The organism is Flavobacterium dankookense, from assembly GCF_004362665.1.
GTDB lineage: Bacteria > Bacteroidota > Bacteroidia > Flavobacteriales > Flavobacteriaceae > Flavobacterium > Flavobacterium dankookense.
In genome coordinates this window covers 93,025-114,987 of record NZ_SNXR01000016.1, presented here as the reverse complement: position 1 = coordinate 114,987, position 21,963 = coordinate 93,025, and the positions used below count along the sequence as shown (strand labels likewise).

Below are 21,963 nucleotides of genomic sequence, written 5' to 3'. Positions count from 1 at the left end.
ATTTATTCATTTTTATCACTAAAATACAACCATTCAATGGCTTTTGGGAATTCGTCACTCCAATACACTTCGTTGTGTTTTCCTTCCATATTAATACTAAGACGGATTTTCATTTTGTCTTCGTAGCCTTCTTTTTTGAGCAATCGTTTTTTAAATTGCTTCACATGATCAATCATTGTTGCACTTTCATCGCCTCCAGCATAAAGATAAATTCTAGCATCTTGCGGTTCATCCATATCAAGGAAAGACAATTTTATTTTAGGAACAACCCAAAGTGATGGTGAAAAAATCATCAGTTTTCCAAAAACTTCTGGATACATAATTCCAGAAAAAATACTGACTAATCCGCCCATTGAACTTCCGCCAATTCCAGTGAATTCTCGCTCGGGTTTAGTTCTGAAATTTTCATCTACAAATGGTTTCAATGTATCGGTTAAAAAGCGAATGTATTTTTTTCCTTGTCCATTTCCTAAAACGGTATTGCCAACATTGTATTCTTTTATACGTTCTTTTTCGGCATGTTCAACCGCAATAACAATGATTTTACCAATGTTATATTCTGCCATTACGGCTAACTTTTTATCGATTTCCCAATTGCCATATTGCGCTTTTTCATTGAATAAATTTTGAGCGTCTTGAAGATACAGAACAGGATAGGTTTCTGTTGACGTATCATAATCATAAGGCAACAAAGCCCAAACTCTGCGGGTTTTATTCAACTGCGGGATTTCGAATTCTTCGGAAATTAAATGTACTTTGGGTAAAAACTTGGATTTAAACGGCAACCAATTGCGACGCCATTTTGCAACATGTTCTTTGCGAACACCGTTTTTTTGTTTGCAACTTCTATTTTCGGTACGATTTCCAAATTTGTCAATCTCGACTTCACTCCAATCACCACGGGTGAATTTATAGAGTAATTCATCGGGGTAACTGAAATCGTGAGCAAACTTAAAATGATACAAGCCTTGCCCAACGCGTTCCATTTCAAATTTTTTATCTTGGGTAATCCAATTATTGAAATTTCCTGAGATATAAACTGGTCGTTCGTCGTCTTCGTCTGTGGTTAAAATAATATTGAGTTGGGGTTCAACTATTTTTTTATTTTCTATATCTTCAATAGTATTTTCTTGATCTGTTTGCATTCTATTCTTTCAATTTTCGTAAAAGGTAAATATACTTTTTTACCCATTTAAAACAAAAGGATTTTGAAAAATTAGTGTATCATCGGAAATGGCTACTTTTTATTGCTGAATTTTAATTTTTCATGTAGAAAAACAAAAAAACCTAATAGAAAAGCTACTAGGTTTTTAAAATTATAAAAAGGTAGATTGTCTATTTTTTATCATAAATGGTTAAAATAGCTTTAGTTCCAATGTTTTCCTGGCTTTCAATTTTCAAATCAATTTCGAGTAAATCGCATAATCTCTTTACGATTGATAATCCAAGTCCAGTTCCTTTAATATCGCTTTCGTGCGTGTTTTTTGAACGATAGAATTGATCAAAAATTTTATCCATGTCTTCTTTTGCGATACCAATTCCATAGTCAATTATTGAACATTGCACTTTGTTATTTTCTTCTACTAAATGTATGGCAATTTCGGAACCTTTTTTGGAATATTTTATCGCGTTGGTCAATAGATTATTAATGATTATGGAAAACAAATAACTATCTGTTTTTACACTAACTTCATTTGAAAATTCAGTAGTGCATTTTAGTTTTTGTTCTTTAATAGCTTGCGAATTTCTTGAAACAACATCCGTTAGTAAACTATTGAGATTTACTTTTTCAAGCTTTAAATTTTGCCTTTGGTTTTCAAATCTGGCTAATAAAAGTAGCTCGTCGACCAAATGGTTTAATCGATTTACCTCTTGAACACAATATTCTATTTTTTCTTTGTATTCCTCTGGTTTTCTTTCTTTTCTGATTAATACTTCAAGTGTTCCTTTTATAACGGCTAACGGAGTTCTAAGCTCATGTGATGCATCAGAAGTGAATTGTTTTTCACGAACCACGGCATTTTCTATTCTATCCAACAAGTCATTAATTGTATGCGAAAGCAAATGCAATTCGTCTTTGTTTTGTGGCAATGGAATTCTCGATTTCAAGTTGTCTTTCGTAATAAAATTTGAAGTTTCAATAATTGCACTTATTGGTTTTATACTACGTCCAGCAATGAAACGAGCAATCAAGAAAAGCACCAACATAATCAAAGGATAAGCAATCAATAAAATTTTGAAAAGATTATCTAAAACCATTACGGAATCTTCCAACGACATAGCAACAATGAGATAACCAATAATTTTAGAACCTTGATATAAAGGCACTTGAATTTGACGAACAGCAATATTTTCTAACTTAGTATCAAACAGTTCGTTGGCTAGTTCTTTATTATTATATTTTAACTGTTTCTGCTTTAAGTTGGGCGATTTTTCAACCAAAGCGCCAAGTTCATCAACAAATTGAATAAATGCCGGACTGACTTCTACTTTGTTCAATTGCTTGGTCTTCCATTGTTCTTCACGGATGAGAAGTACACAATTTTCTATAACCTCAATTTCTTTTAAATGCTTGGTAACTTCAGCTTTAATTTCGTTGTTAACTCTAACATAAACACTAAATTTTACAATAGAATAAATAACAAAAAACACCACAAAAATTAACAATGCTGTGGTAATAATATAATTGGATGCAATCCTATTTTTAAACGATAACTGTTTCATTTTTAATCATTAGCCATATAGCCAACTCCTCGAATGGTTTTAATAAAATCTTCTTCAACTTTTAAATTTAATTTTTTTCGAATGGCATTCATAAAAACATCAATAACACCTGTATCATACTCAAAATGAATATCCCAGACGTCTTGTATAATCTCTGTTCTAGTACATACTTTCCCTTTGTTTTTTACCAAATAATGAAGCAGATCAAACTCTTTTTGAGTTAACGACACTTCATTTCCATCAACCGTGACAGCATGTTTTTGCAAATCAATTTTAACATTGCCAAGTACTAAAACGGGAGTGTTTATTTTATCGCGCAATTGCACTTTTATTCTCTCGAGTAATTCATCAAAGCTGAAAGGTTTTTTGATGTAATCATTTGCTCCTGCTTTTAATCCTTCAACCGTTTCTTGAACTGTATCTTTAGCGGTTAAGAATAAAATTGGAGTTGTGGTATTCTTTTCTCGAAAGGCTTTACAGATTTCAAGTCCAGTCATTTTTGGTAACATCCAATCGAGAAGAATTAAATCAAACTTATGGTTTAGTGCTAATTCTAAACCCGTTTCACCATTATTGGCAGTTTGCACTTCATATCCTTCTTCTTCCAAACCTTGTTGGAGAAATTGCATAATTCCTATTTCGTCTTCAACTAATAAAAGTTTCATAGTAGGGTAATTATATTTTAAGATGTTATAAAAGTATCACAAATTTTTGATTACATTTAAGGTAGTCAAAAAATTAAGCTACTATTAATTTTATCCAAATCAACTAAATGCTCAAAAAACAAAAGTACGCGCTATTTATAAATCTTCTGGTTGTTTATCTTTCTCTAAATTTTCTACTCCGATTTGTATTTATTTTGCATCCTATCACACAATCTGATTTTACGTTCTTAGAAATTGTCAAGATTTTTGGATTGGGTTTTTTATCTGATATTTTGCTTTTCATTGTTGGAAGCAGTTTATTTTGGATTTACATTTTGTTTTTATCCAATTCTAAATATAAAAAACCTTTGGGTTATTTTATTTTTGTAGTGCTTTGTTTGTTGTTATTGTACGTTAGTTTTTTCAATACAATACTGAATGAATATGGAGGTTCTTTGCCCGAAATTGGGATTAGTTTTATTGCAATAAAAACTGTTCTTTTTGGATTACTATTGTTTTTCCCTCAGTACAGAAATAAAATTCGGTTGGTTCTTTTTTCGATTGCCGTATTTCTTTTTGTTTTGATAATGGTTCAAAATTCGGTTAGTGAGTTTTTCTTTTGGAACGAGTTTGGTGTTCGATATAACTTTATTGCGGTTGACTATTTGGTTTATACTAATGCTGTTATTGGAAATATAATGGAGTCTTATCCTGTTATTCCATTGTTTACAGGTATAGGCATTATTACTATTTTAATCACGTATTGGATAGTAAAAAATTCAAAATCACTATTGGATAACCTTCCTACTTTTAATCAAAAGAAAAAAAATATACTTCTTTATAGTATTCTATTCAGCATTTCCTTATTTCTAATTCCAACGCTTGCTAAAAAAGAATCGTCCAATAATGTTTTTGTTAATGAAATTCAAGCCAATGGTATTTACAAGTTTTACACTGCATTTAACAACAGTGAGTTGGATTACAATTCCTATTACAAAACGATGGCGATTAACGATGCTTTCGGCATTTTACAAAATCAATTGAAAGGAATTAAAAACAAAAACACCATTCGAGAAATCAATTATGACAGTACAGAGTTAAAGAAAAATGTGGTCTTAATAACTGTGGAAAGCCTAAGTGAAGAGTTTATGACTTCGTTTGGAAATGAAAAACACATTACTCCTTTTTTAGATTCGTTAGCAAAGAAGAGTTTGCATTTTACCAACATGTATGCAACAGGAAACAGAACCGTTCGCGGGCTAGAAGCTGTAACGCTTTGTCTTCCGCCGAGTGCTGCCGAAAGTATTGTAAAACGTAAAGACAATAAAAATAAATTTTCTACCGCTAGTATCTTCAAAGACAAAGGATATCAAGTCAAGTACATGTATGGCGGCGATGCTTATTTTGATAATATGGATGATTTTTTTGGTGGTAATGGCTATGACGTTATTGATAAAAAAACATTCCTTCCGAATGAAATTACTTTTGATAATATTTGGGGCGTTTGCGATGAAGATATGTATCGAAAAGCCATTAAAGAAATGAACAAAGAAGACAGTCAAAACAAACCTTTTTTTAATCATATTATGACGGTAAGTAATCACAGACCATTTACTTATCCTGATGGTAAAATTGATATTCCTTCTGATGCTAAGTCAAGAAATGGTGGTGTAAAATATACCGATTATGCCATGAAACAGTTCTTTTTGATGGCAGAAAAACAAACTTGGTTCAAAAACACCATTTTTGTTATTGTAGCCGATCATTGTGCGTCAAGTTCAGGGAAAACGGAACTACCATTAGAAAAATATAGAATTCCAGCTTTCATTTATGCGCCAGGATTTGTAGAAGCCAAACACATTCCAACGCTAATGTCGCAAATTGATTTGATGCCAACGTTATTTGGTTTACTTCACTTTGATTATAGCAGTAAGTTTTATGGACAAGATGTTTTTAATGAAGACTACAATCCACGTGCTTTTGTAGCTACGTATCAAGATTTGGGATTAATAAAAGATAATGTAATTACTATTCTATCGCCAGTAAAACAAGTGAAACAATACAGTTTAGAACAAAAACATAACGATAAAATAAAACCCGAATATGAAATCCATTACATCGAAAAACCATTGCGTGAACTTCGACAAGATTTGATAGATGAAACGGTTGCTTTTTATCAAACAACAGCTTATTTACTGCAAAATAAAAAACTAAATAAGTAATGTTTTAAGGTAATGAAATAGCGTATCTTTATCTATAATTTAAACATAATGTTATGTTTGTCCATCACGGCAAAAACCGAACTTTTACCCATAATATTCGCTTGGCAACTCTCTTATCGTTAGTTGCTGGTATAGTAAATATTACTGGAGTTTTATCTATCAAAATGTTAACTACAAATGTAACGGGACATTTTGCTTTTTTTGCCGAAGAAATAATGCGACATGATTATCGTATTGCCTTAACTTTTCTAGTTTTTACCTTATGCTTTTTACTTGGATCGTTTATAGCCAACTTTATCGTTGAATTTGTAATCACCCGAAAACCAAGGTTAGCTTACATAACTCCTATTTTTCTTGAAATAAGTATACTGCTTTGTGTTGCATTATTTTTTGTTCCAAATAGCATTTATACCACAGAAGGAAAAATGACTGCTTTCCTCCTATTATTAGCCATGGGAATTCAAAATTCGTTAGTGACTAAAGTTTCTCAATCAACTGTTAGAACGACGCATTTAACGGGTTTGTTTACGGATTTAGGCATTGAACTTTCGCAATTGTTTTTCTTCAAAAAACCAGAAGAGCAAAGCCAGCTTAAGAAAACAATATCCTTGCGATTGTCTATTATTGTATTCTTCTTTATCGGTTGTGTGTTGGGCGGTTTTGCTTATAATTATCTAAAGATAAAAACATTACTCTTGGCATGTATCGTTTTGATAATAGCGCTTTTTTATGATTTTATCCGATTAAAAATAGCAGCAAACAATAAAGAAATGTAATCTATAACAAACCGTTATATTTTCTAATAAACCATTCCGAGGCCAAGGTGATTGCCAATAAAACTAACAACCAAACCCAATCTACTAAAGGTGATTTTTTTACAATTGTTTTTTGAATGGCTTTATAACTTTCATCAGCAAGTAATTGTTTGACTACTGTTTCCAATTGATTTGGTAGATACGCTTTTCCGTTGGTTTGATTGGCAAGTTGATTTAATTTGTTCCAATCTGGATTTACGAATTGTTTTTCGATATCAAAATCTAAAACTTCAAAACCACTACTATAACTCGAATTTGAATTCAATTCTTTTACTGTAAACGAATAACTTCCTGCAGACAAACCATCTAAATTTACTTTAAAAGCATTGGTTGTTCGCAACAAATCGTATTTCTTTTGTTGCTTGGTTTTAGTATTGGTTACGGTAATTGAAAGTCGGGCTTTTTCGTCTAATTCATAATTTTTATTGAAATATTGTGCCGTGATTTCAATAGCTTCTCCAGAGTTATAAAAACGTTCGTGTGTTACTAAAAGCGATTTTCTCGAATTATTAGAAGCCAAATATTGAATAGTTTTATCTAAAAACACATCAAATGCTTCGAAATTTTTATCTTTTAAATAAGTTGCAGCGCGCCATTTCCATATGTTTTCACCAAAAAGGTTAGCTTCGCGTTTTCCTTGATTTTCGCTAAAAGCTAATAGTGGTTGATTGGTTTCTATATTGCGAATGGTTGAAGCCAAAAGCACATTCACATTTCCTGAAGCCGTAATCGCACCAAAAGGATGTTCCAACGGAGGAAATTGTTCAAAACCTATATTGTCAAGTGCAAAAAGGTTAAACTGACTATCAAAAACAGCCAAATAATCTTCCTTTTGACTGCTCATTTTGAAATCAAAAGTGGCTTGATTTTGGTTTAAAAAATTATAATCGGTTGCATTTCCTGTGATAATCCACGAATTGATTTTAGCAGTTGCATTTTGTTCAAATATAGATTTGAAAGCAGCAGTAGGTTGATACAAAATCAAAACATTATAATCGCGCAAGTCTTTGACTTGATTAGGTTTAAGCAAGGTTACTTTTCGTTGCGCATTAGTTTCAATACTTCGTTTTATAGCACCTAAATCAGGATGCGAAACATCTGCAATCAGCGCTACTTCAGTTTTTTGATCAATGACTTCAACAGCAAAGTTCTTCGTATTATTATAGGTGTTTTTCTCTTGCGATGTAGAAGAAATAGTGGCTTTGAAAATTTGCAACCCAACTTTATCCGATGGTAGCAAAACAGTCAACGTTGCCGATTTTTTTGAAGGCGAAAAAGAAACCGTTTGCTGGTTTAAAACCGAATTGCCTTGAGTGATTTTAAAACTTGCGTTGATGGATTTCGTTCCAGCATAATTCAAAAAAACTTCAACCGGGAATTTGTTCTTGTGAAAAGCGTATTTATTAACGTTAAGCTGAGCAATTCTTAAATCTAAATACGTTGTCGTGTCGCCAACCACCAAAGGATATACTTTATTTTGCGCATCAAAAGTAAATACATAATCTTCACCCGAAGTTTGGTTTCCATCCGTTATTAAAACCGTTGGAAATTTTTGGTTTTTGTAGATGCTTTTTAGGTTTTTAGCAACCACGTCAAGATTAGATTGCTTTCCTCTAAAGTTGATAGTATCCGACGGTAAAAACTCCTCATCAAACTGATAGGTTTGAACCTCAAACTTATCGGCTAAAGCGGTATTGTCTTTTAGTTTATCAAACAACTCCATGGCTGCTTTGTCCGCTTTCAAATCGGCTATTGAGGCAGAGTTATCAATAACTATTGGAAATGGTGTTTTGACCGTTTCTATTGTTTTTCTACTAACAATTGGGTTGATTAATAAAAGTAAAAGTCCAAAAACAGTAATAAAACGCAAAAAAGCCAAAAGCAAGGTAACTTTCGTCCTGCTTTTGACTTTATAAATGTATTGGTAAAATGAAACGCCGGCAGCAATTAATATTGATAATAGAAGAAGTAAGATTGTTGTCGAATTCATATATTTTAGTGATCAGTGGTCAGTTTTTAGTGATCAGTTTTTACACCAAATTTGGCAGGATTTAATATCATATAATTTATAAGTTTTCCAACCTCTATGCTATTTGCAAGCAATTCATTGAAAACGGTTTGATTAACATAATTACACTTAAGAGCAAACTCTAACCAGACTTGTGTTTCTGAGTTTTCAGCATCACTATCCGTTAATTTACTATGAAAATTTTTTGGATATATTCTTTTTCTATAAGCTTCAGCAATTGTTGCAGGAACACTTCTTGATGAGCGTCTAATCTGGTCTGTTAACGAATAGGTTTCTTCTTTTGGAAAAGATTTTGTCAGTTCAAATATACGCATAGCCAAATCAAATGATTTCTGATAAGCCAATAAATCCTGAAACGTCATATATATCTACTATTTAACTGACCACTAAAAACTGACCACTGACCACTAAGTAAGCATTCCTCCACAAACATTCAACACCTGTCCTGAAACATAAGCACTCATATCAGAGGCAAAGAACAAACACGCATTAGCTACATCTTCTGGCGTTCCACCACGTTTCAACGGAATGGAATCTCTCCAACCTTGCACTACATCATCGTTTAACTTAGCCGTCATTTCGGTTTCAATAAAACCTGGTGCAATGGCGTTGCAACGGATATTTCTTGAACCTAGTTCCAAAGCAACTGATTTAGTAAAACCAATCATTCCTGCTTTTGAAGCGGCATAGTTAGCTTGTCCAGCATTACCTTTCACTCCTACTACACTACTCATGTTAACGATAGAACCTTTGCGGTTTTTCAACATGATTTTTTGAACCGCTTTTGTCATATTGAAAACCGATTTCAAATTGATTTCAATTACTTTATCAAAATCCTCTTCGCTCATTCGCATTAACAGATTGTCTTTGGTAATTCCGGCGTTGTTGATAAGCACATCTACATTGCCAAAATCAGCCATAACATCATCTACTAGTTTTTGCGCTTCGTTAAAGTCAGCTGCGTTTGATTTATATCCTTTAGCTTTGATTCCCATCGCCGATAATTCATTTTCTAGAACCAATGCGCTTTCGGCAGATGAACTGTATGTAAAAGCAACATTCGCTCCGTGTTCTGCAAAAGTCTTAGCTATTCCGCTACCTATTCCTCTACTTGCGCCAGTGATAATGGCTACTTTTCCTTCTAGTAATTTCATAATATAAAAAGTTAGGTTGTATTCTTTTATTCAAACGCCAAATATAGCATATTTTATAGGAAGGGAAAATAACAGTTCTTTTAAAATTAACACTATTTTTGAAAAATAATTCAACACACCATGGGACGAAATAACGAAAAGAACATCAAGGCACACAACGATAAGTTGCACAAAGCACAAGACAAAGCCAAAGCCAAAAAAGCAGCAAGTTTAGCGCTACGCAAAGCGATATTGAAAAAATTTAGAGACGATGCGAAAGGCACAGCAGAATAAAACGGAAAACCAATCTGTTACGAATTTTTAACTAAAGAGTAATAAATTAAAAGTTTAAGAATTGTAAAGGTCAATTCTTAGTTTTAATACTACTATTACCCAATTTTAGTGGTCTGAACGCCAACGATGACGTTGTTGACGTCAAATTTGACGTCACTGATGCCAAATTTGACGTTGCTGACGTAATCGATGACGTCTTTTATGTCAACGATGGCGTTTTTTAAGAAAATAATTAATGGAGTTAATTTATGATTGTTGTTTTTATATATTTGAGTAATTAATAAAGATTTAGCATTTGTCAGACCAATTCATAGTTTAGAACCTTTGAGCCAATCTAAAATCTGTAAAACATACAACCATGAACAATCTAAAAATAACATTCCTTCTTCTTTTCATCTTAACCAATTTAAAATCAGTAGCCCAAAATAGTAATGCAGAAAAAATACTAGGTTGCTGGATATTCAAAGAACTACAATTCAGTGAGCAAGTCGATTTTGCAGAAGAATTAAACAAGAATGCAAAAAACACAGTAGTATGTTTTACTCCTGATGGAAATTTTACCAATACCAAGAGTGGCGTTGAGTCCAACAAAATCAACGGAACATACAAAATCTCCGAAGACGGAAAAACCATCATTCAAAAAAGCGACATCTCTAGTGAAAACGAAGACGAAAGCGCAGAAATCCACTCAATTGACGATAAACTCCTTGTTTTTAAACTTGAATTCGGAAAAATGGTATTTGAGAGGAAATAAATAATCTAACAGCCTAAAAGTCTAAGTAGTCTAACAAATCCAAGCCAAAAATGTATCGAAAAGCCACAAACAACTACTCAAAGTCTATAGCCTTTGTTAAAAACCCTATGTAGGTTTTTCTACAGTTGTGCCTATTTTTTCACAAAAAAACTTTATCTTTAACATATAAAAGCAGTTACAAAATTCGCAACCCAATACAAATTAAAACTGATAGTTCTAATTTGAAAAAACAGCTAATATCAACAGAAAATGATAACCTTAGAAAATTATTTAGACAACCACTATATACACAGAAGTAATTGGCTTAGAGCCGCTGTTCTTGGTGCAAATGATGGAATAATTTCAATTTCAAGTCTTGCAATAGGAGTTGCAGCAGCAAGTTCAACAAGAGAGCCGATTGTATTAGCAACTGTTGCAGGACTAGTTGCTGGTGCGCTATCTATGGCAGCAGGAGAATATGTTTCAGTAAGTTCACAAACAGATACCGAAAAATCAGATATTGAACGAGAAAGACAAGAGCTAAATGAAATGCCTGAAGAAGAACTTAACATTTTAGCGCAAATCTATGAGAAACGTGGATTGAAAAAAGAAACTGCAATGCAAGTTGCAATTGAACTAACCGAGAAAGATGCCCTAGGAACTCATATTAGAGATGAATTAGGGATAAACGAAATTAGTCAATCCAATCCAATTCAAGCTGCTTTTGCTTCGGGTGCATCGTTTACTGTTGGTGGTGTTCTACCATTATTGATTGTGCTTTTTGCACCTGTCAAAGGTATGGAGTATTGGTTATATGGTTTCACGATTATCTTTCTTGTAATACTTGGCGTAACGTCTGCCAAAACAGGTGGTTCAAGCATAAAAAAAGCTGTGATTAGAATTACCATTTGGGGAACAATAGCCATGGTACTTTCTGCATTAGTGGGTTATATATTTGGTGTTAAGGTTTAATTCCTAAAAGTAGTAAAGAAATGAAATTAGAGAATCGAAGACAGAAAGTTACAACGTTTACTCACTTCTTATATAGACTTGGAAGTTATGGAATATTTGCTATGGTTTAGTAGTATTTTCCGTTTTATTGGGCATGGTTGGCAATCATTATTTTGGACAAATCCCTTGGCTTGACAGTTTTCATATGGCTTTGTATGATTTTGACATGTATGGGACCAGTTGTAGAAATGACTTCACCTACAGCAAAAATATTCTCTTCAATCTATGCTTTGTATAGCGGAGTTGCATTTTTAAGTATAACGGCTGTATTCTTTTCACCAATAATTCACCGACTACTTCATATTTTAAATGTTGAACAAGACGAAAATGAAAACTGACGAAAAAAAAACAACAATGACATAACACTGTTTGGCAAAAGTGTCAATTCAGTGCTCCGCTAGTTAACAACCCATCAATCCATCGTCTCTTCGAGTATTTTTGGCTCACCAAAACTATAAATAGAAACACAAACCATCCAAGCCAAAAATGTATCGAGAAGCCAACAATCTAATAATCTAAAAATCTAACAATCTAACAATCTAACAAGTCTAAGTAGTCTAACAATCTAACAAGTCTAAGTAGTCTAACAATCTATCCTCATAACAATTCTCTAACCTCTTAATTATTTCAACACATTAGCATAATGTTTTAAACATAAATTCATGATTTTGAGATAACACACTAAGATGCATTTCTAAGGTAAGTTTGCACAAACAACATTATACTTATCTTATGAAAATTAAAATTACTCTACTCCTATGTTTAGTGACCTCATGGATGCAAGCGCAGTTGACTACCACTGGCGACATTGCATTTGTAGGGTTCAATGCCGATGGCGATGATGATATCGCTTTTGTAACCTTTAAAGAAATCCCAGCAAACACAACTATTATTTTTTGTGATTCAGAATGGAATGGCACCAGTTTTGGCACAGACGAAGGCGACTTCACATGGTCATCTGGCGCAACGGTTATTCCAGCAGGAACTGTTATTGCTATCAACACAATTAGTGCAACCATTACACCATCAATAGGAAGCATAACGGTGAATAACGCTGGCGGACTTTCTTCGTCTAGTGATGCCATGTTTGCTTTTTTAGGAACATCGCCTAGAACAGTTAGCACGATGTTAGCCGCTATTTCAAATTCTTCAACAGGTTTTGGCGATTTGACCAACTCAGGTTTAACAGTGGGTTCAACCGCTATTGTCTTACCAGAAGGTACAGATATCGCCAACTACAACGGAGTTAGAACCGGATTAAACGCTAACGGCTATTTATCGCAATTGAACAATCCTGCCAACTGGCAAGTGGAAGATACTGCTGCAGACGACCATAATAATAGCACAACTCCTGATTTACCTTTCAATAGTACGCAATTTGTTTTTTCGGCTAATGATACTTCGGCTCCAACGGTCGCCATTGTAAATGTATTAACTCAATATACAGTTGAAGTGATATTTTCAGAAAGCTTAAACCCAGCATCAGCTGAAACGATTGCTAATTATGATTTTGCTCCAAGTTTAACTATTACGAGTGCGGTTTATAACGCTACCTTGAATTCCGTTACACTTACACATTCAGGTTTTACCATTGGAAGTGCATATCAACTAACGGTTAGCAATGTTCAAGATGCTTCAAACAATGCGTTGTCGCCTACTTATGTCAGTCCAAGTTTATATTACAATACCTTGACTTCAGGATTGCTTATTACTGAAATCATGTACAATGCACCTTCGGCTAATTCAAACCAATTGGAATTTATAGAAATCTATAACAATTCGGCTTCTGCCATTGCATTAGGCGGTATAAAAGTAAAAGACGAAAGCAACTTCACTTTTGAATTTAGTGAATTATCAATTGCTGCTGGTGGTATAGTATTATTAGCTACAGACAAAACTAGCGCGGATGCTTTTTATGGTGTATCGTTTATTGATATGCCACAAGGAATTAGTAATGCGCTTGGAAACGGTGGTGAAAACCTTCAAATCCTGAATTCAATTGGAGCTATAATCAGTCAAGTTTCTTATGACGATGCGTCGCCTTGGCCTTTATCACCTGACGGAAATGGTCCTTCGTTAGAATTATTAAATCCAAATGGAAACTTAAACGACGGAACCAATTGGGCTCCAGCTACTAATTTAGTTGGGCAATCGTTAGGTTTAAATGTTTTAGCTTCGCCGGGAACATTCACTCCTGTTTTGGCTTCTAATATTGCATTTGCTTCAGAAACAAGGATTGTTAACGAAAATGATGGAACTGCACAAATAACAATCAATCTTTCTAATGCTGCTGCTTCTATAGTTACCGTTAATGTTGCCATTGTTTCGAATGTAGGAACAGCAACTAACGGAACGGAATATACTTACACTAATGAAACGATAACTTTCCCAATAGGAAGTACATCACAAACTGTAAATGTTACTTTAAACGATGATGCTGTTGCTAATGGAGATAGATACTTTGTGTTAGCCATTTCAAATGCTTCAGGAGCTAACATTACTGGTATTTCACAAAACATAGTTTATATCCTTGATGACGAAACGGACGCAGCTGTAGGTTCAAATGCTTTAGACATTAATTTCCTGTCGAGCTATTTAGTAGATGCAACGGGTTCAGCAGAAATCGTAGCGCACGATCCAGTAACACAACGTTTATTTGTGATGAATTCTACCGCTTCAAAAGTAGAAATTTTAGACTTTTCAAACCCTTCAGCTATCACTAGCATACAATCAATCGATTTGTCTTCGTATGGAATTGGAGGAACAAGTATTGCGTTCAAAAACGGAATTTTAGTTGCAACAGTGGAAGGTGCCAATTTCGGTAACGGAAAAGTAGTTTTCATGGATGCCAACGGAACAGTGGGTTCAGTTGTTGAAGCGGGTGTTTTACCAGATATGATTACGTTCACACCAGAAGGAACAAAAGTGCTAACAGCAAACGAAGGACAACCAAACAGCGATTATACTATTGATCCAGAAGGAAGTATTTCAATAATCAATGTGAGTGGTGGATTTAACAACGTGCAACAATCGGATGTTACGAATTTAAATTTCAATGCTTTTGATAGTCAATTAGCGACTTTAAAAGCAAGCGGATTAAGAGTTTTTGGTGTAAATGCAACAGTTTCAAAAGACGTTGAACCAGAATATATTACTGTAGCAGACGATGGTTTAAAAGCTTGGGTAACATTGCAAGAAAACAATGCTGTGGCAACAATTGATTTAGTTTCAAACCAAATCACAGCTATTACTCCATTAGGATTAAAAGACCATAGTTTAACTGGAAACTCATTAGATACATCAGATCAATTTGGAGCGATATTCATGGGCAATTGGCCAATAAAAGGAATGTATATGCCAGATGCTATTGCCAATTATACTGTTGCAGGAACAACTTATCTTGTAACTGCCAATGAAGGTGATGCAAGAGATTATGATGCTTTAGCCGAAGAAGTTCGCGTAGGAAGTAGTGCTTATACTTTAGACTCAAGCGTTTTCCCTAATGCTGCTTTGCTTAAAAAGAATTCCAATTTAGGAAGATTAACAGTAACCAATGCTTCTGGTGATACCGATAATGACGGCGATTTTGATGAAATTCACGTTTTTGGTTCACGTTCGTTTAGTATTTGGAATACAACCACAGGACAATTAGTGTATGACAGTGGTGATGATTTTGAAAAAATTACGGCTAATGATCCAACTTTTGAGGCTTTATTCAACGCAAGCAACGATAACAATAACTTAAAAAACAGAAGCGATAATAAAGGTCCAGAACCAGAAGGAATTACGGTTGGTCAAATCAATGGTGCAACGTATACGTTTATTACCTTAGAAAGAACAGGTGGTTTAATGACATATGACATTACAAATCCATTAGCTCCAGTATTTGTTTCTTATAAAAACAGTAGAACTACAACTGCAGTTGGAGGTGATTTAGCACCAGAAGGTATTATTTACATCGCTCCTACTAACAGTCCAATTAACAAAGGATTAGTAGTTATGGCAAATGAGATTAGCGCAACGTTGAGTATCTATGAAATTACAAACGATACACTTGGCAATGACGATTTTATTGGAAATCCAAATTCATTTGTTGTTTATCCAAATCCTGTAATTGATGGAAAAGTTTATTTCAACAGAGAAGTCTCGGTTAGTTTATTTGATGTAACAGGAAGAAGAGTTACCGAAAAAGAAAATACAACCACTTTAGAAATGAATTACCCAAAAGGAATTTACCTTCTAAAAACAACTGACGGAATGATTGAAAAATTGATTATCAAATAGATACTATTGTTTGAAATAATTTAAAAAGACCTTTCGTGATGAAAGGTCTTTTTTTTCTAAAAAAATTGTAAATCCACTTCGTCTCTTCGAGTGTTTTTGGCTCACTAAAACTATAAATAGAAACACAAACCATTAAAGCCAAAAATGTATTGAGAAGCAAAAAAAAACCTCACAGTCATGTGAGGTTTTTTATTCTTAAATCAAACAATTTTAATTAAAATCTCCTTCACAATAACCTGAAACTATTTTTACATAACCATCAGGAAAACTTACTGCTTCTATATTTTGAAACTCAAGTTTATACTTGCTTTCTCCCAATGCAGTAACTTTTACGGAATAACCAGCTAAACTATAAAACTTCGTTCCTTTGGCATAAGAACCATTTGCGAATAATGTAGTAGCAGTTTCTCCGATACCAAATTCATAAGTGCCGTTTGGAGAACTACTAGAAGTTAATGGATATTCAATCGTAAAAACTAATGCCTCATAATTAGCAGTATATATACTTCCTTTAGTTAGACTAAAAACTAAAGAGGACACGCCAAGAGCATTTGAACTTCCGTTATCAACTCTAAAGTTAGTTGGATTAAATGCAACACCATCAACTAAGATATTTGAATCTACAGTAGTACTATTATCATCTGAAGAAGAACAACTAATAGCAACCCAAAAAACGGAAAGGAGTAATAAAATTCTTTTTTTCATAACCTATTTAATTTAATTCAAAACATTCTTACCAATCCTCCAATCTAACCAGTCTAAAAATCTAAGAAGTCTAAAAATCTAACAATCTAAGAAGTCTAACTAATCTAAGTAGTCTAAAAATAACCTACATATTCCTTCTATATTGTCCGCCAACTTCAAACAACGCACTTGTAATCTGTCCTAGCGTGCAAACCTTCGTAGCGTCCATTAATTTTTCAAACATATTTTGGTTGTTGATGGCTGCTTCTTGTAAAATATTCAATTGTTCTTGAACAACATGAGCATTTGCTTTATGCAAGTTTTCAAGCGTTTGAATTTGGAACTGTTTCTCTTCTTCGGTAGCACGAATTACTTCCGCTGGTAAAACCGTTGGCGAACCTTTCGAACTCAAGAACGTATTTACACCAATAATAGGAAACTCTCCAGTGTGTTTCAGCATTTCATAATACATGCTTTCCTCTTGAATTTGATTGCGCTGGTACATTGTTTCCATAGCACCAAGAACGCCACCACGTTCAGTTATTTTGTCGAATTCTTTCAAAACAGCTTCTTCTACCAAATCCGTAAGTTCTTCAATAATAAACGAACCTTGGATTGGGTTTTCGTTTTTAGCCAAACCTAATTCTTTATTGATAATCAATTGAATTGCCATCGCACGACGAACGCTTTCTTCGGTTGGTGTAGTAATCGCTTCGTCATAAGCATTGGTATGCAACGAATTACAGTTGTCATAAATAGCATAAAGTGCTTGCAACGTAGTTCGGATGTCATTAAAATCAATTTCTTGCGCATGAAGCGAACGACCAGACGTTTGGATATGGTATTTCAACATCTGCGCTCTTTCGTTGGCACCGTATTTATTTTTCAAGGCTTTTGCCCAAATCTTTCTTGCCACACGTCCAATCACAGCATATTCTGGATCGATACCATTGGAGAAGAAAAACGACAAGTTGGGACCAAAGTCATTGATGTCCATTCCTCTGCTCAAATAATATTCTACATAAGTAAAACCATTGGCTAAGGTAAACGCTAATTGTGTAATTGGGTTTGCTCCTGCTTCAGCAATATGATAGCCCGAAATAGAAACCGAATAGAAATTACGAACATTCTTTTGAATAAAATATTCTTGCACATCGCCCATTAATCGTAGTGCAAACTCAGTAGAAAAAATACACGTATTCTGTGCTTGGTCTTCTTTTAAAATATCCGCTTGAACCGTTCCACGAACTTGGGCTAGCGTATTTATTTTTATATTTTTATATACTTCTGTTGGCAAAACTTCATCACCCGTTACGCCCAAAAGCATCAATCCTAAACCGTTGTTGCCATTTGGTAATTCGCCATTGTATCTCGGTCTTGGAATTCCTTTTTTCTTGTAGATTTCGTTTATTTTTTCTTCTACTTCTACTTGAAGATTATTTTCGATGATGTATTTTTCGCAACTTTGGTCAATTGCCGCATTCATAAAAAATCCTAATAGCATTGGCGCCGGACCATTAATCGTCATTGAAACCGAAGTCAATGGATGGGTTAAATCAAATCCGGAATACAATTTCTTCGCATCGTCTAAACAACAAATGGAAACACCAGCGTTACCAATTTTTCCATAAATATCTGGACGCAAATCAGGATCATTTCCATATAATGTTACACTATCAAAAGCGGTTGATAACCGTTTTGCGGGTAAACCCGCAGAAACATAATGAAAACGTTTGTTAGTACGTTCTGGTCCACCTTCGCCAGCAAACATTCTACTTGGATCTTCGCCTTCACGTTTAAACGGATACAGTCCAGATGCAAAAGGAAATTCTCCAGGTACATTTTCTTGTAAATTCCATTTCAAAATATCGCCCCAAGCTTGGTATTTTGGCAACGCCACTTTCGGGATTTGTGAATGCGATAAGCTTTCGGTATGCGTTTGGATTTTAATTTCCTTGTCGCGCACTTTAAAGCTGTACACTGGATTTTTATATTTGTTTACTTTGTCGTTCCAAGTGATTATTATTTCCCAATTGAACGGATCGATGTTCATTTTTACGCGGTCGAATTCCTTAACCAATAAGTTTAAGAAGTCACCGTTATCAATATTGATATTCAAACTAGTAGTATCAATTCCTGATTTGTCAAAGTTAGGCGCTTTTTTATTTACACTTTCAATAGTTTTGTAAATTCCATAAAGCTTTTGAGCAACTTCTACTTGTGTTAAAACCGTTTCATCATACTTGCGATTGTTCTCTGCAATTTCAGATAAATAACGTGTTCTGTGTGGCGGAATTACAAAGATTTTCTCGCTCATTTCACGAGTAATTTCAAAAGTAGAATGTAAATCAACTCCTGTTTTTTCTACAATTTTATCCATAATACGCTTGTATAACGTATTCATTCCTGGATCATTAAATTGAGAAGCAATAGTACCAACAACTGGCATTTCCTCTGGATTTACATCCCAAAGATTGTGATTGCGTTGGTATTGTTTCTTTACATCTCGTAATGCATCTAGTGCGCCGCGTTTATCAAATTTATTCAATGCAACTAAATCGGCAAAATCAAGCATGTCAATTTTTTCCAATTGAGTTGCCGCACCAAATTCGGGTGTCATTACATATAACGAAACATCGGAATGCTCAATAATTTCAGTATCGGATTGTCCAATTCCAGAAGTTTCCAAAATGATGATATCATATTTTGCAGCTTTCAATACTTGAATAGCTTCGTTTACATATTTAGACAACGCTAAATTCGATTGACGAGTTGCTAACGAGCGCATATAAACTCTTGGATTATTAATAGCATTCATACGAATTCTGTCACCTAATAATGCGCCGCCAGTTTTTCGTTTGGATGGATCTACAGAAATTAATCCGATAGTTTTCTCTGGGAAATCGATTAGAAAACGACGAACTAATTCATCTACTAACGATGATTTTCCTGCACCACCAGTTCCGGTAATTCCTAAAACTGGAATTTTTGATGTTTCATTCTTTTTATGAATAGCATCAAGAGTTTCTTTGGCTACATCCGGAAAATTCTCTGCAGAAGAAATCACACGAGCAATTGATGTTGGATTTTTCTCTTCCAAATGATTGATTTCACCATTAAGAACATCTCCAACAGGATAATCAGATTGTTTTACTAAATCGTTAATCATTCCTTGTAAACCCATGGCGCGACCATCATCAGGAGAATAAATTCTAGTAATACCATATTCTTGTAGTTCAGCAATTTCAGATGGAAGTATAACGCCACCGCCACCGCCAAATATTTTGATATGACCTGCACCTTTTTCTTTAAGCAAATCATACATGTATTTAAAATACTCATTATGACCACCTTGATAGGAAGTCATCGCAATAGCATTTGCATCTTCTTGAATAGCAGTATTAACTACTTCTTCCACGCTTCTGTCGTGTCCAAGGTGAATTACTTCTACACCTGTGGCTTGAATGATACGACGCATAATATTGATAGCGGCATCATGTCCGTCAAAAAGTGATGCAGCAGTAACAATTCGAACTTTATTTTTAGGAATATAAGGTATTTGTGCTTCCATATTGTGAATATGATAATTTTGAGTGCGCAATTTACGATTTTATTAAAAATTATTCGAAGAATAATTGGCATAATTTTTGGCTTATCTTGCAAAAGATTTATTATTCTAAAAAGAGTTAAAACATGAAAAATTATTTATTATTATTGGGTTGCTTTATTTTTTTAAGTTGTGCTGAATTACAACAAGTTGCCAATCAATTGCCAAATATGGGACAGACACAAGGCTTGGATATTTCGGGTGGATTGAAAGAGGCGTTGAACAATGGAATTTCAAAACAAGTGTCAAAACTTACTGCTACAGACGGATTTTATAAAAATGAAATGGTAAAAATATTGTTGCCAGAGGAACTGAAAAAAGTTGACAGTTCGTTGCGAAAAATAGGTTTAGGGAAATTAGCCGATGAAGGATTATTAGTTTTAAATCGTGCTGCCGAAGATGCTGTAAAAGAGTCTACTCCTATTTTCGTTGATGCCATTAAAGGAATGAGTTTTAGCGATGCTAAAAATATTTTGATGGGCAATGAAACAGCTGCTACTAGTTATTTGCAAAATTCAACTACAACAGCTTTATATGCAAAGTTCAATCCAGTAATTAAAAATTCATTTACTAAAGTTGGAGCCGATAAAGTTTGGGCAAATATTATTAAAAAATACAATACCATTCCATTAGTTAAAAAAGTAAATCCGGACTTAACGGATTATACAACAAACAAAGCGCTTGAAGGTGTTTTTAAAATGATAGCTGTTGAAGAAAAAAGCATTAGAACCAACTTAAATTCAAGATCTTCAGATTTATTGAAAAAAGTGTTTGCTTTACAAGACAAAAAATAATTTCTAAAAATTTAGAAATCAATAACATAAGAATAACATATCCTTAACATTAAAACCAAACTACATGACGTAAATTTGTAATGTGAAAATTGGTTTTATCACGTTTTGGTTAGGGTTAGTTAAAAAAAATCCAGTGTTTTGAACGGCACTGGTTTTTTTATGCAATTTTTTGGTGCATTATCTTGAAATAATCAAAAGCTTTAATAATTCTACTTCCATACCAAGAAAAAATTTCGCCGTCAACAAAAACAGTTTTCGCATGATGTGTATGTCTTCCCAATTCAAACGCATGTTCATCGGTAAAAGGAAAAGGTTCTGATGAAAGCAATACCAAATCAGGATCGCCTTGAATTCGCATTTTTTGAACTACAACTTCTGGATAACGACCTTCATACTTTGGATTATTATCATAAATATTTTCAAATTTATTCAACTTCAACATTTCATTGATGAAAGTGTCTCCACCAGCAACCATATAAGGATTTGCCCAAATAAAATAAGCTACCTTTTGTATCGATTTGTCTTTCATAAAATGATTGAAATCATTCCGAGCAAAGTTGATTTTATCCATCCATTTTTGAGATTCCGTTCGCTTATTGAATAATGCACCAAAATCGGTAATCATTTGTAGATTGTCTTCAATAGTAATGATATCAGTTACCCAAACCGGACAAATTTTTGACAATTCTTCAACTATTTCAATTATATTTTCTTCTTTATTGGCAATAATAATATCGGGTTGAAGCAATCTTATTTTTTCAAAATGTACTTTTTTCGTGCCACCAATAATTTTTTTTGTGGACTTAAAATGAAACGGATGAACGCAAAATTTTGTGATGCCTACAATACTCTCTTCTAGACCTAAATCATATAATAATTCGGTTTGTGATGGAACTAGAGAAACAATTCGCTTTGGTGTTGTTTCAAAAACATGATGATTTCCAATTTGGTCAATATAGATTTTCATTCTTTAAAAGATTCAACAAATG

The 21,963-nt window shown here is 33.8% G+C and carries 17 protein-coding genes; 8 read left to right on the top strand and 9 right to left on the bottom strand.

All coding sequences use genetic code 11. The features are described 5' to 3' along the window. Positions 1-2: 2 nt before the first annotated feature. The 3 genes from BC748_RS12120 to BC748_RS12110 all read right to left on the bottom strand — a co-directional run bounded on the left by BC748_RS12120 (position 3) and on the right by BC748_RS12110 (position 3,389). A complete protein-coding gene (locus BC748_RS12120; RefSeq protein ID WP_133533763.1) occupies positions 3-1,145 on the bottom strand; it encodes an alpha/beta hydrolase in 1,143 nt (380 codons plus the stop codon). 190 nt (positions 1,146-1,335) lie between these two features. Next, positions 1,336-2,724: a sensor histidine kinase gene (locus tag BC748_RS12115; protein ID WP_133533762.1), complete on the bottom strand. Its 1,389-nt coding sequence runs from the start codon at positions 2,722-2,724 to the stop codon at positions 1,336-1,338. A gap of 2 nt (positions 2,725-2,726) precedes the next feature. Further along, a complete protein-coding gene (locus BC748_RS12110; RefSeq protein WP_133533761.1) occupies positions 2,727-3,389 on the bottom strand; it encodes a response regulator transcription factor in 663 nt (220 codons plus the stop codon). A gap of 107 nt (positions 3,390-3,496) precedes the next feature. On the opposite strand from BC748_RS12110, the gene BC748_RS12105 reads away from it, so the two are divergent. Beyond that, positions 3,497-5,590 carry an LTA synthase family protein gene (locus BC748_RS12105; RefSeq protein ID WP_133533760.1) on the top strand — a complete coding sequence of 698 codons (2,094 nt, stop codon included), beginning with the start codon at positions 3,497-3,499 and terminating at the stop codon, positions 5,588-5,590. Positions 5,591-5,643: 53 nt separating this feature from the next. Then, positions 5,644-6,366, top strand: a complete 723-nt coding sequence (locus BC748_RS12100; RefSeq protein ID WP_133533759.1) for a YoaK family protein — start codon at positions 5,644-5,646, stop codon at positions 6,364-6,366. A gap of 1 nt (position 6,367) precedes the next feature. Here BC748_RS12100 and BC748_RS12095 read toward each other — a convergent pair whose 3' ends face one another. Genes BC748_RS12095 through fabG form a run of 3 tightly spaced genes read right to left on the bottom strand, consistent with a single transcriptional unit; the run spans position 6,368 to position 9,588 of the window. Continuing rightward, on the bottom strand, positions 6,368-8,395 hold the full coding sequence (locus BC748_RS12095) for a hypothetical protein (protein WP_133533758.1): 2,028 nt from the start codon (positions 8,393-8,395) through the stop codon (positions 6,368-6,370). A gap of 26 nt (positions 8,396-8,421) precedes the next feature. Next, on the bottom strand, positions 8,422-8,796 hold the full coding sequence (locus BC748_RS12090; RefSeq protein ID WP_133533757.1) for a four helix bundle protein: 375 nt from the start codon (positions 8,794-8,796) through the stop codon (positions 8,422-8,424). A gap of 45 nt (positions 8,797-8,841) precedes the next feature. Further along, on the bottom strand, positions 8,842-9,588 hold the full coding sequence (fabG, locus tag BC748_RS12085; protein WP_133533756.1) for a 3-oxoacyl-[acyl-carrier-protein] reductase: 747 nt from the start codon (positions 9,586-9,588) through the stop codon (positions 8,842-8,844). 120 nt (positions 9,589-9,708) lie between these two features. Between fabG and BC748_RS14215 the strand changes: the two genes are divergently transcribed. The 5 genes from BC748_RS14215 to BC748_RS12065 all read left to right on the top strand — a co-directional run bounded on the left by BC748_RS14215 (position 9,709) and on the right by BC748_RS12065 (position 15,889). Continuing rightward, complete coding sequence (locus BC748_RS14215; protein WP_162846464.1) at positions 9,709-9,861, top strand: hypothetical protein; 153 nt, start codon at positions 9,709-9,711, stop codon at positions 9,859-9,861. A gap of 358 nt (positions 9,862-10,219) precedes the next feature. After that, positions 10,220-10,615: a hypothetical protein gene (locus BC748_RS12080; RefSeq protein WP_133533755.1), complete on the top strand. Its 396-nt coding sequence runs from the start codon at positions 10,220-10,222 to the stop codon at positions 10,613-10,615. Positions 10,616-10,864: 249 nt separating this feature from the next. Next, entirely contained in the window at positions 10,865-11,566 is a 702-nt protein-coding gene (locus BC748_RS12075) for a VIT1/CCC1 transporter family protein (protein WP_133533754.1), read from the top strand. A gap of 170 nt (positions 11,567-11,736) precedes the next feature. Next, the gene (locus tag BC748_RS12070) at positions 11,737-11,943 is read left to right on the top strand and encodes a hypothetical protein (protein ID WP_162846463.1); all 207 of its coding nucleotides are present in this window, start codon (positions 11,737-11,739) and stop codon (positions 11,941-11,943) included. A 394-nt stretch (positions 11,944-12,337) separates the two neighbouring features. Further along, the gene (locus tag BC748_RS12065) at positions 12,338-15,889 is read left to right on the top strand and encodes a choice-of-anchor I family protein (RefSeq protein ID WP_133533752.1); all 3,552 of its coding nucleotides are present in this window, start codon (positions 12,338-12,340) and stop codon (positions 15,887-15,889) included. Between the two features lie 210 nt (positions 15,890-16,099). On the opposite strand, the gene BC748_RS12060 is transcribed toward BC748_RS12065, so the two are convergent. Continuing rightward, positions 16,100-16,594: a hypothetical protein gene (locus BC748_RS12060; RefSeq protein WP_133533751.1), complete on the bottom strand. Its 495-nt coding sequence runs from the start codon at positions 16,592-16,594 to the stop codon at positions 16,100-16,102. A gap of 124 nt (positions 16,595-16,718) precedes the next feature. Then, positions 16,719-20,144: a methylmalonyl-CoA mutase family protein gene (locus tag BC748_RS12055; RefSeq protein WP_133533750.1), complete on the bottom strand. Its 3,426-nt coding sequence runs from the start codon at positions 20,142-20,144 to the stop codon at positions 16,719-16,721. Positions 20,145-20,266: 122 nt separating this feature from the next. Here BC748_RS12055 and BC748_RS12050 point away from each other — a divergent pair, with 122 nt between their 5' ends. Next, positions 20,267-20,974, top strand: coding sequence for a DUF4197 domain-containing protein (locus BC748_RS12050; RefSeq protein ID WP_133533749.1), 708 nt, complete (start codon positions 20,267-20,269; stop codon positions 20,972-20,974). A 157-nt stretch (positions 20,975-21,131) separates the two neighbouring features. Here the strand turns inward: BC748_RS12050 and BC748_RS12045 are convergent, their stop codons facing one another. Continuing rightward, positions 21,132-21,941, bottom strand: a complete 810-nt coding sequence (locus BC748_RS12045; RefSeq protein WP_133533748.1) for an ABC transporter substrate-binding protein — start codon at positions 21,939-21,941, stop codon at positions 21,132-21,134. Between the last annotated feature and the right edge of the window lie 22 nt (positions 21,942-21,963).

Coding starts and splice junctions, on each gene's coding strand:
- BC748_RS12120 (WP_133533763.1), bottom strand. CDS start 1,145: ATGCAAACAGATCAAGAAAATACTATTGAAGATATAGAAAATAAAAAA.
- BC748_RS12080 (WP_133533755.1), top strand. CDS start 10,220: ATGAACAATCTAAAAATAACATTCCTTCTTCTTTTCATCTTAACCAAT.
- BC748_RS12065 (WP_133533752.1), top strand. CDS start 12,338: ATGAAAATTAAAATTACTCTACTCCTATGTTTAGTGACCTCATGGATG.
- BC748_RS14215 (WP_162846464.1), top strand. CDS start 9,709: ATGGGACGAAATAACGAAAAGAACATCAAGGCACACAACGATAAGTTG.
- BC748_RS12060 (WP_133533751.1), bottom strand. CDS start 16,594: ATGAAAAAAAGAATTTTATTACTCCTTTCCGTTTTTTGGGTTGCTATT.
- BC748_RS12115 (WP_133533762.1), bottom strand. CDS start 2,724: ATGAAACAGTTATCGTTTAAAAATAGGATTGCATCCAATTATATTATT.
- BC748_RS12110 (WP_133533761.1), bottom strand. CDS start 3,389: ATGAAACTTTTATTAGTTGAAGACGAAATAGGAATTATGCAATTTCTC.
- BC748_RS12045 (WP_133533748.1), bottom strand. CDS start 21,941: ATGAAAATCTATATTGACCAAATTGGAAATCATCATGTTTTTGAAACA.
- BC748_RS12055 (WP_133533750.1), bottom strand. CDS start 20,144: ATGGAAGCACAAATACCTTATATTCCTAAAAATAAAGTTCGAATTGTT.
- BC748_RS12100 (WP_133533759.1), top strand. CDS start 5,644: ATGTTTGTCCATCACGGCAAAAACCGAACTTTTACCCATAATATTCGC.
- BC748_RS12050 (WP_133533749.1), top strand. CDS start 20,267: ATGAAAAATTATTTATTATTATTGGGTTGCTTTATTTTTTTAAGTTGT.
- fabG (WP_133533756.1), bottom strand. CDS start 9,588: ATGAAATTACTAGAAGGAAAAGTAGCCATTATCACTGGCGCAAGTAGA.
- BC748_RS12105 (WP_133533760.1), top strand. CDS start 3,497: ATGCTCAAAAAACAAAAGTACGCGCTATTTATAAATCTTCTGGTTGTT.
- BC748_RS12075 (WP_133533754.1), top strand. CDS start 10,865: ATGATAACCTTAGAAAATTATTTAGACAACCACTATATACACAGAAGT.
- BC748_RS12090 (WP_133533757.1), bottom strand. CDS start 8,796: ATGACGTTTCAGGATTTATTGGCTTATCAGAAATCATTTGATTTGGCT.
- BC748_RS12095 (WP_133533758.1), bottom strand. CDS start 8,395: ATGAATTCGACAACAATCTTACTTCTTCTATTATCAATATTAATTGCT.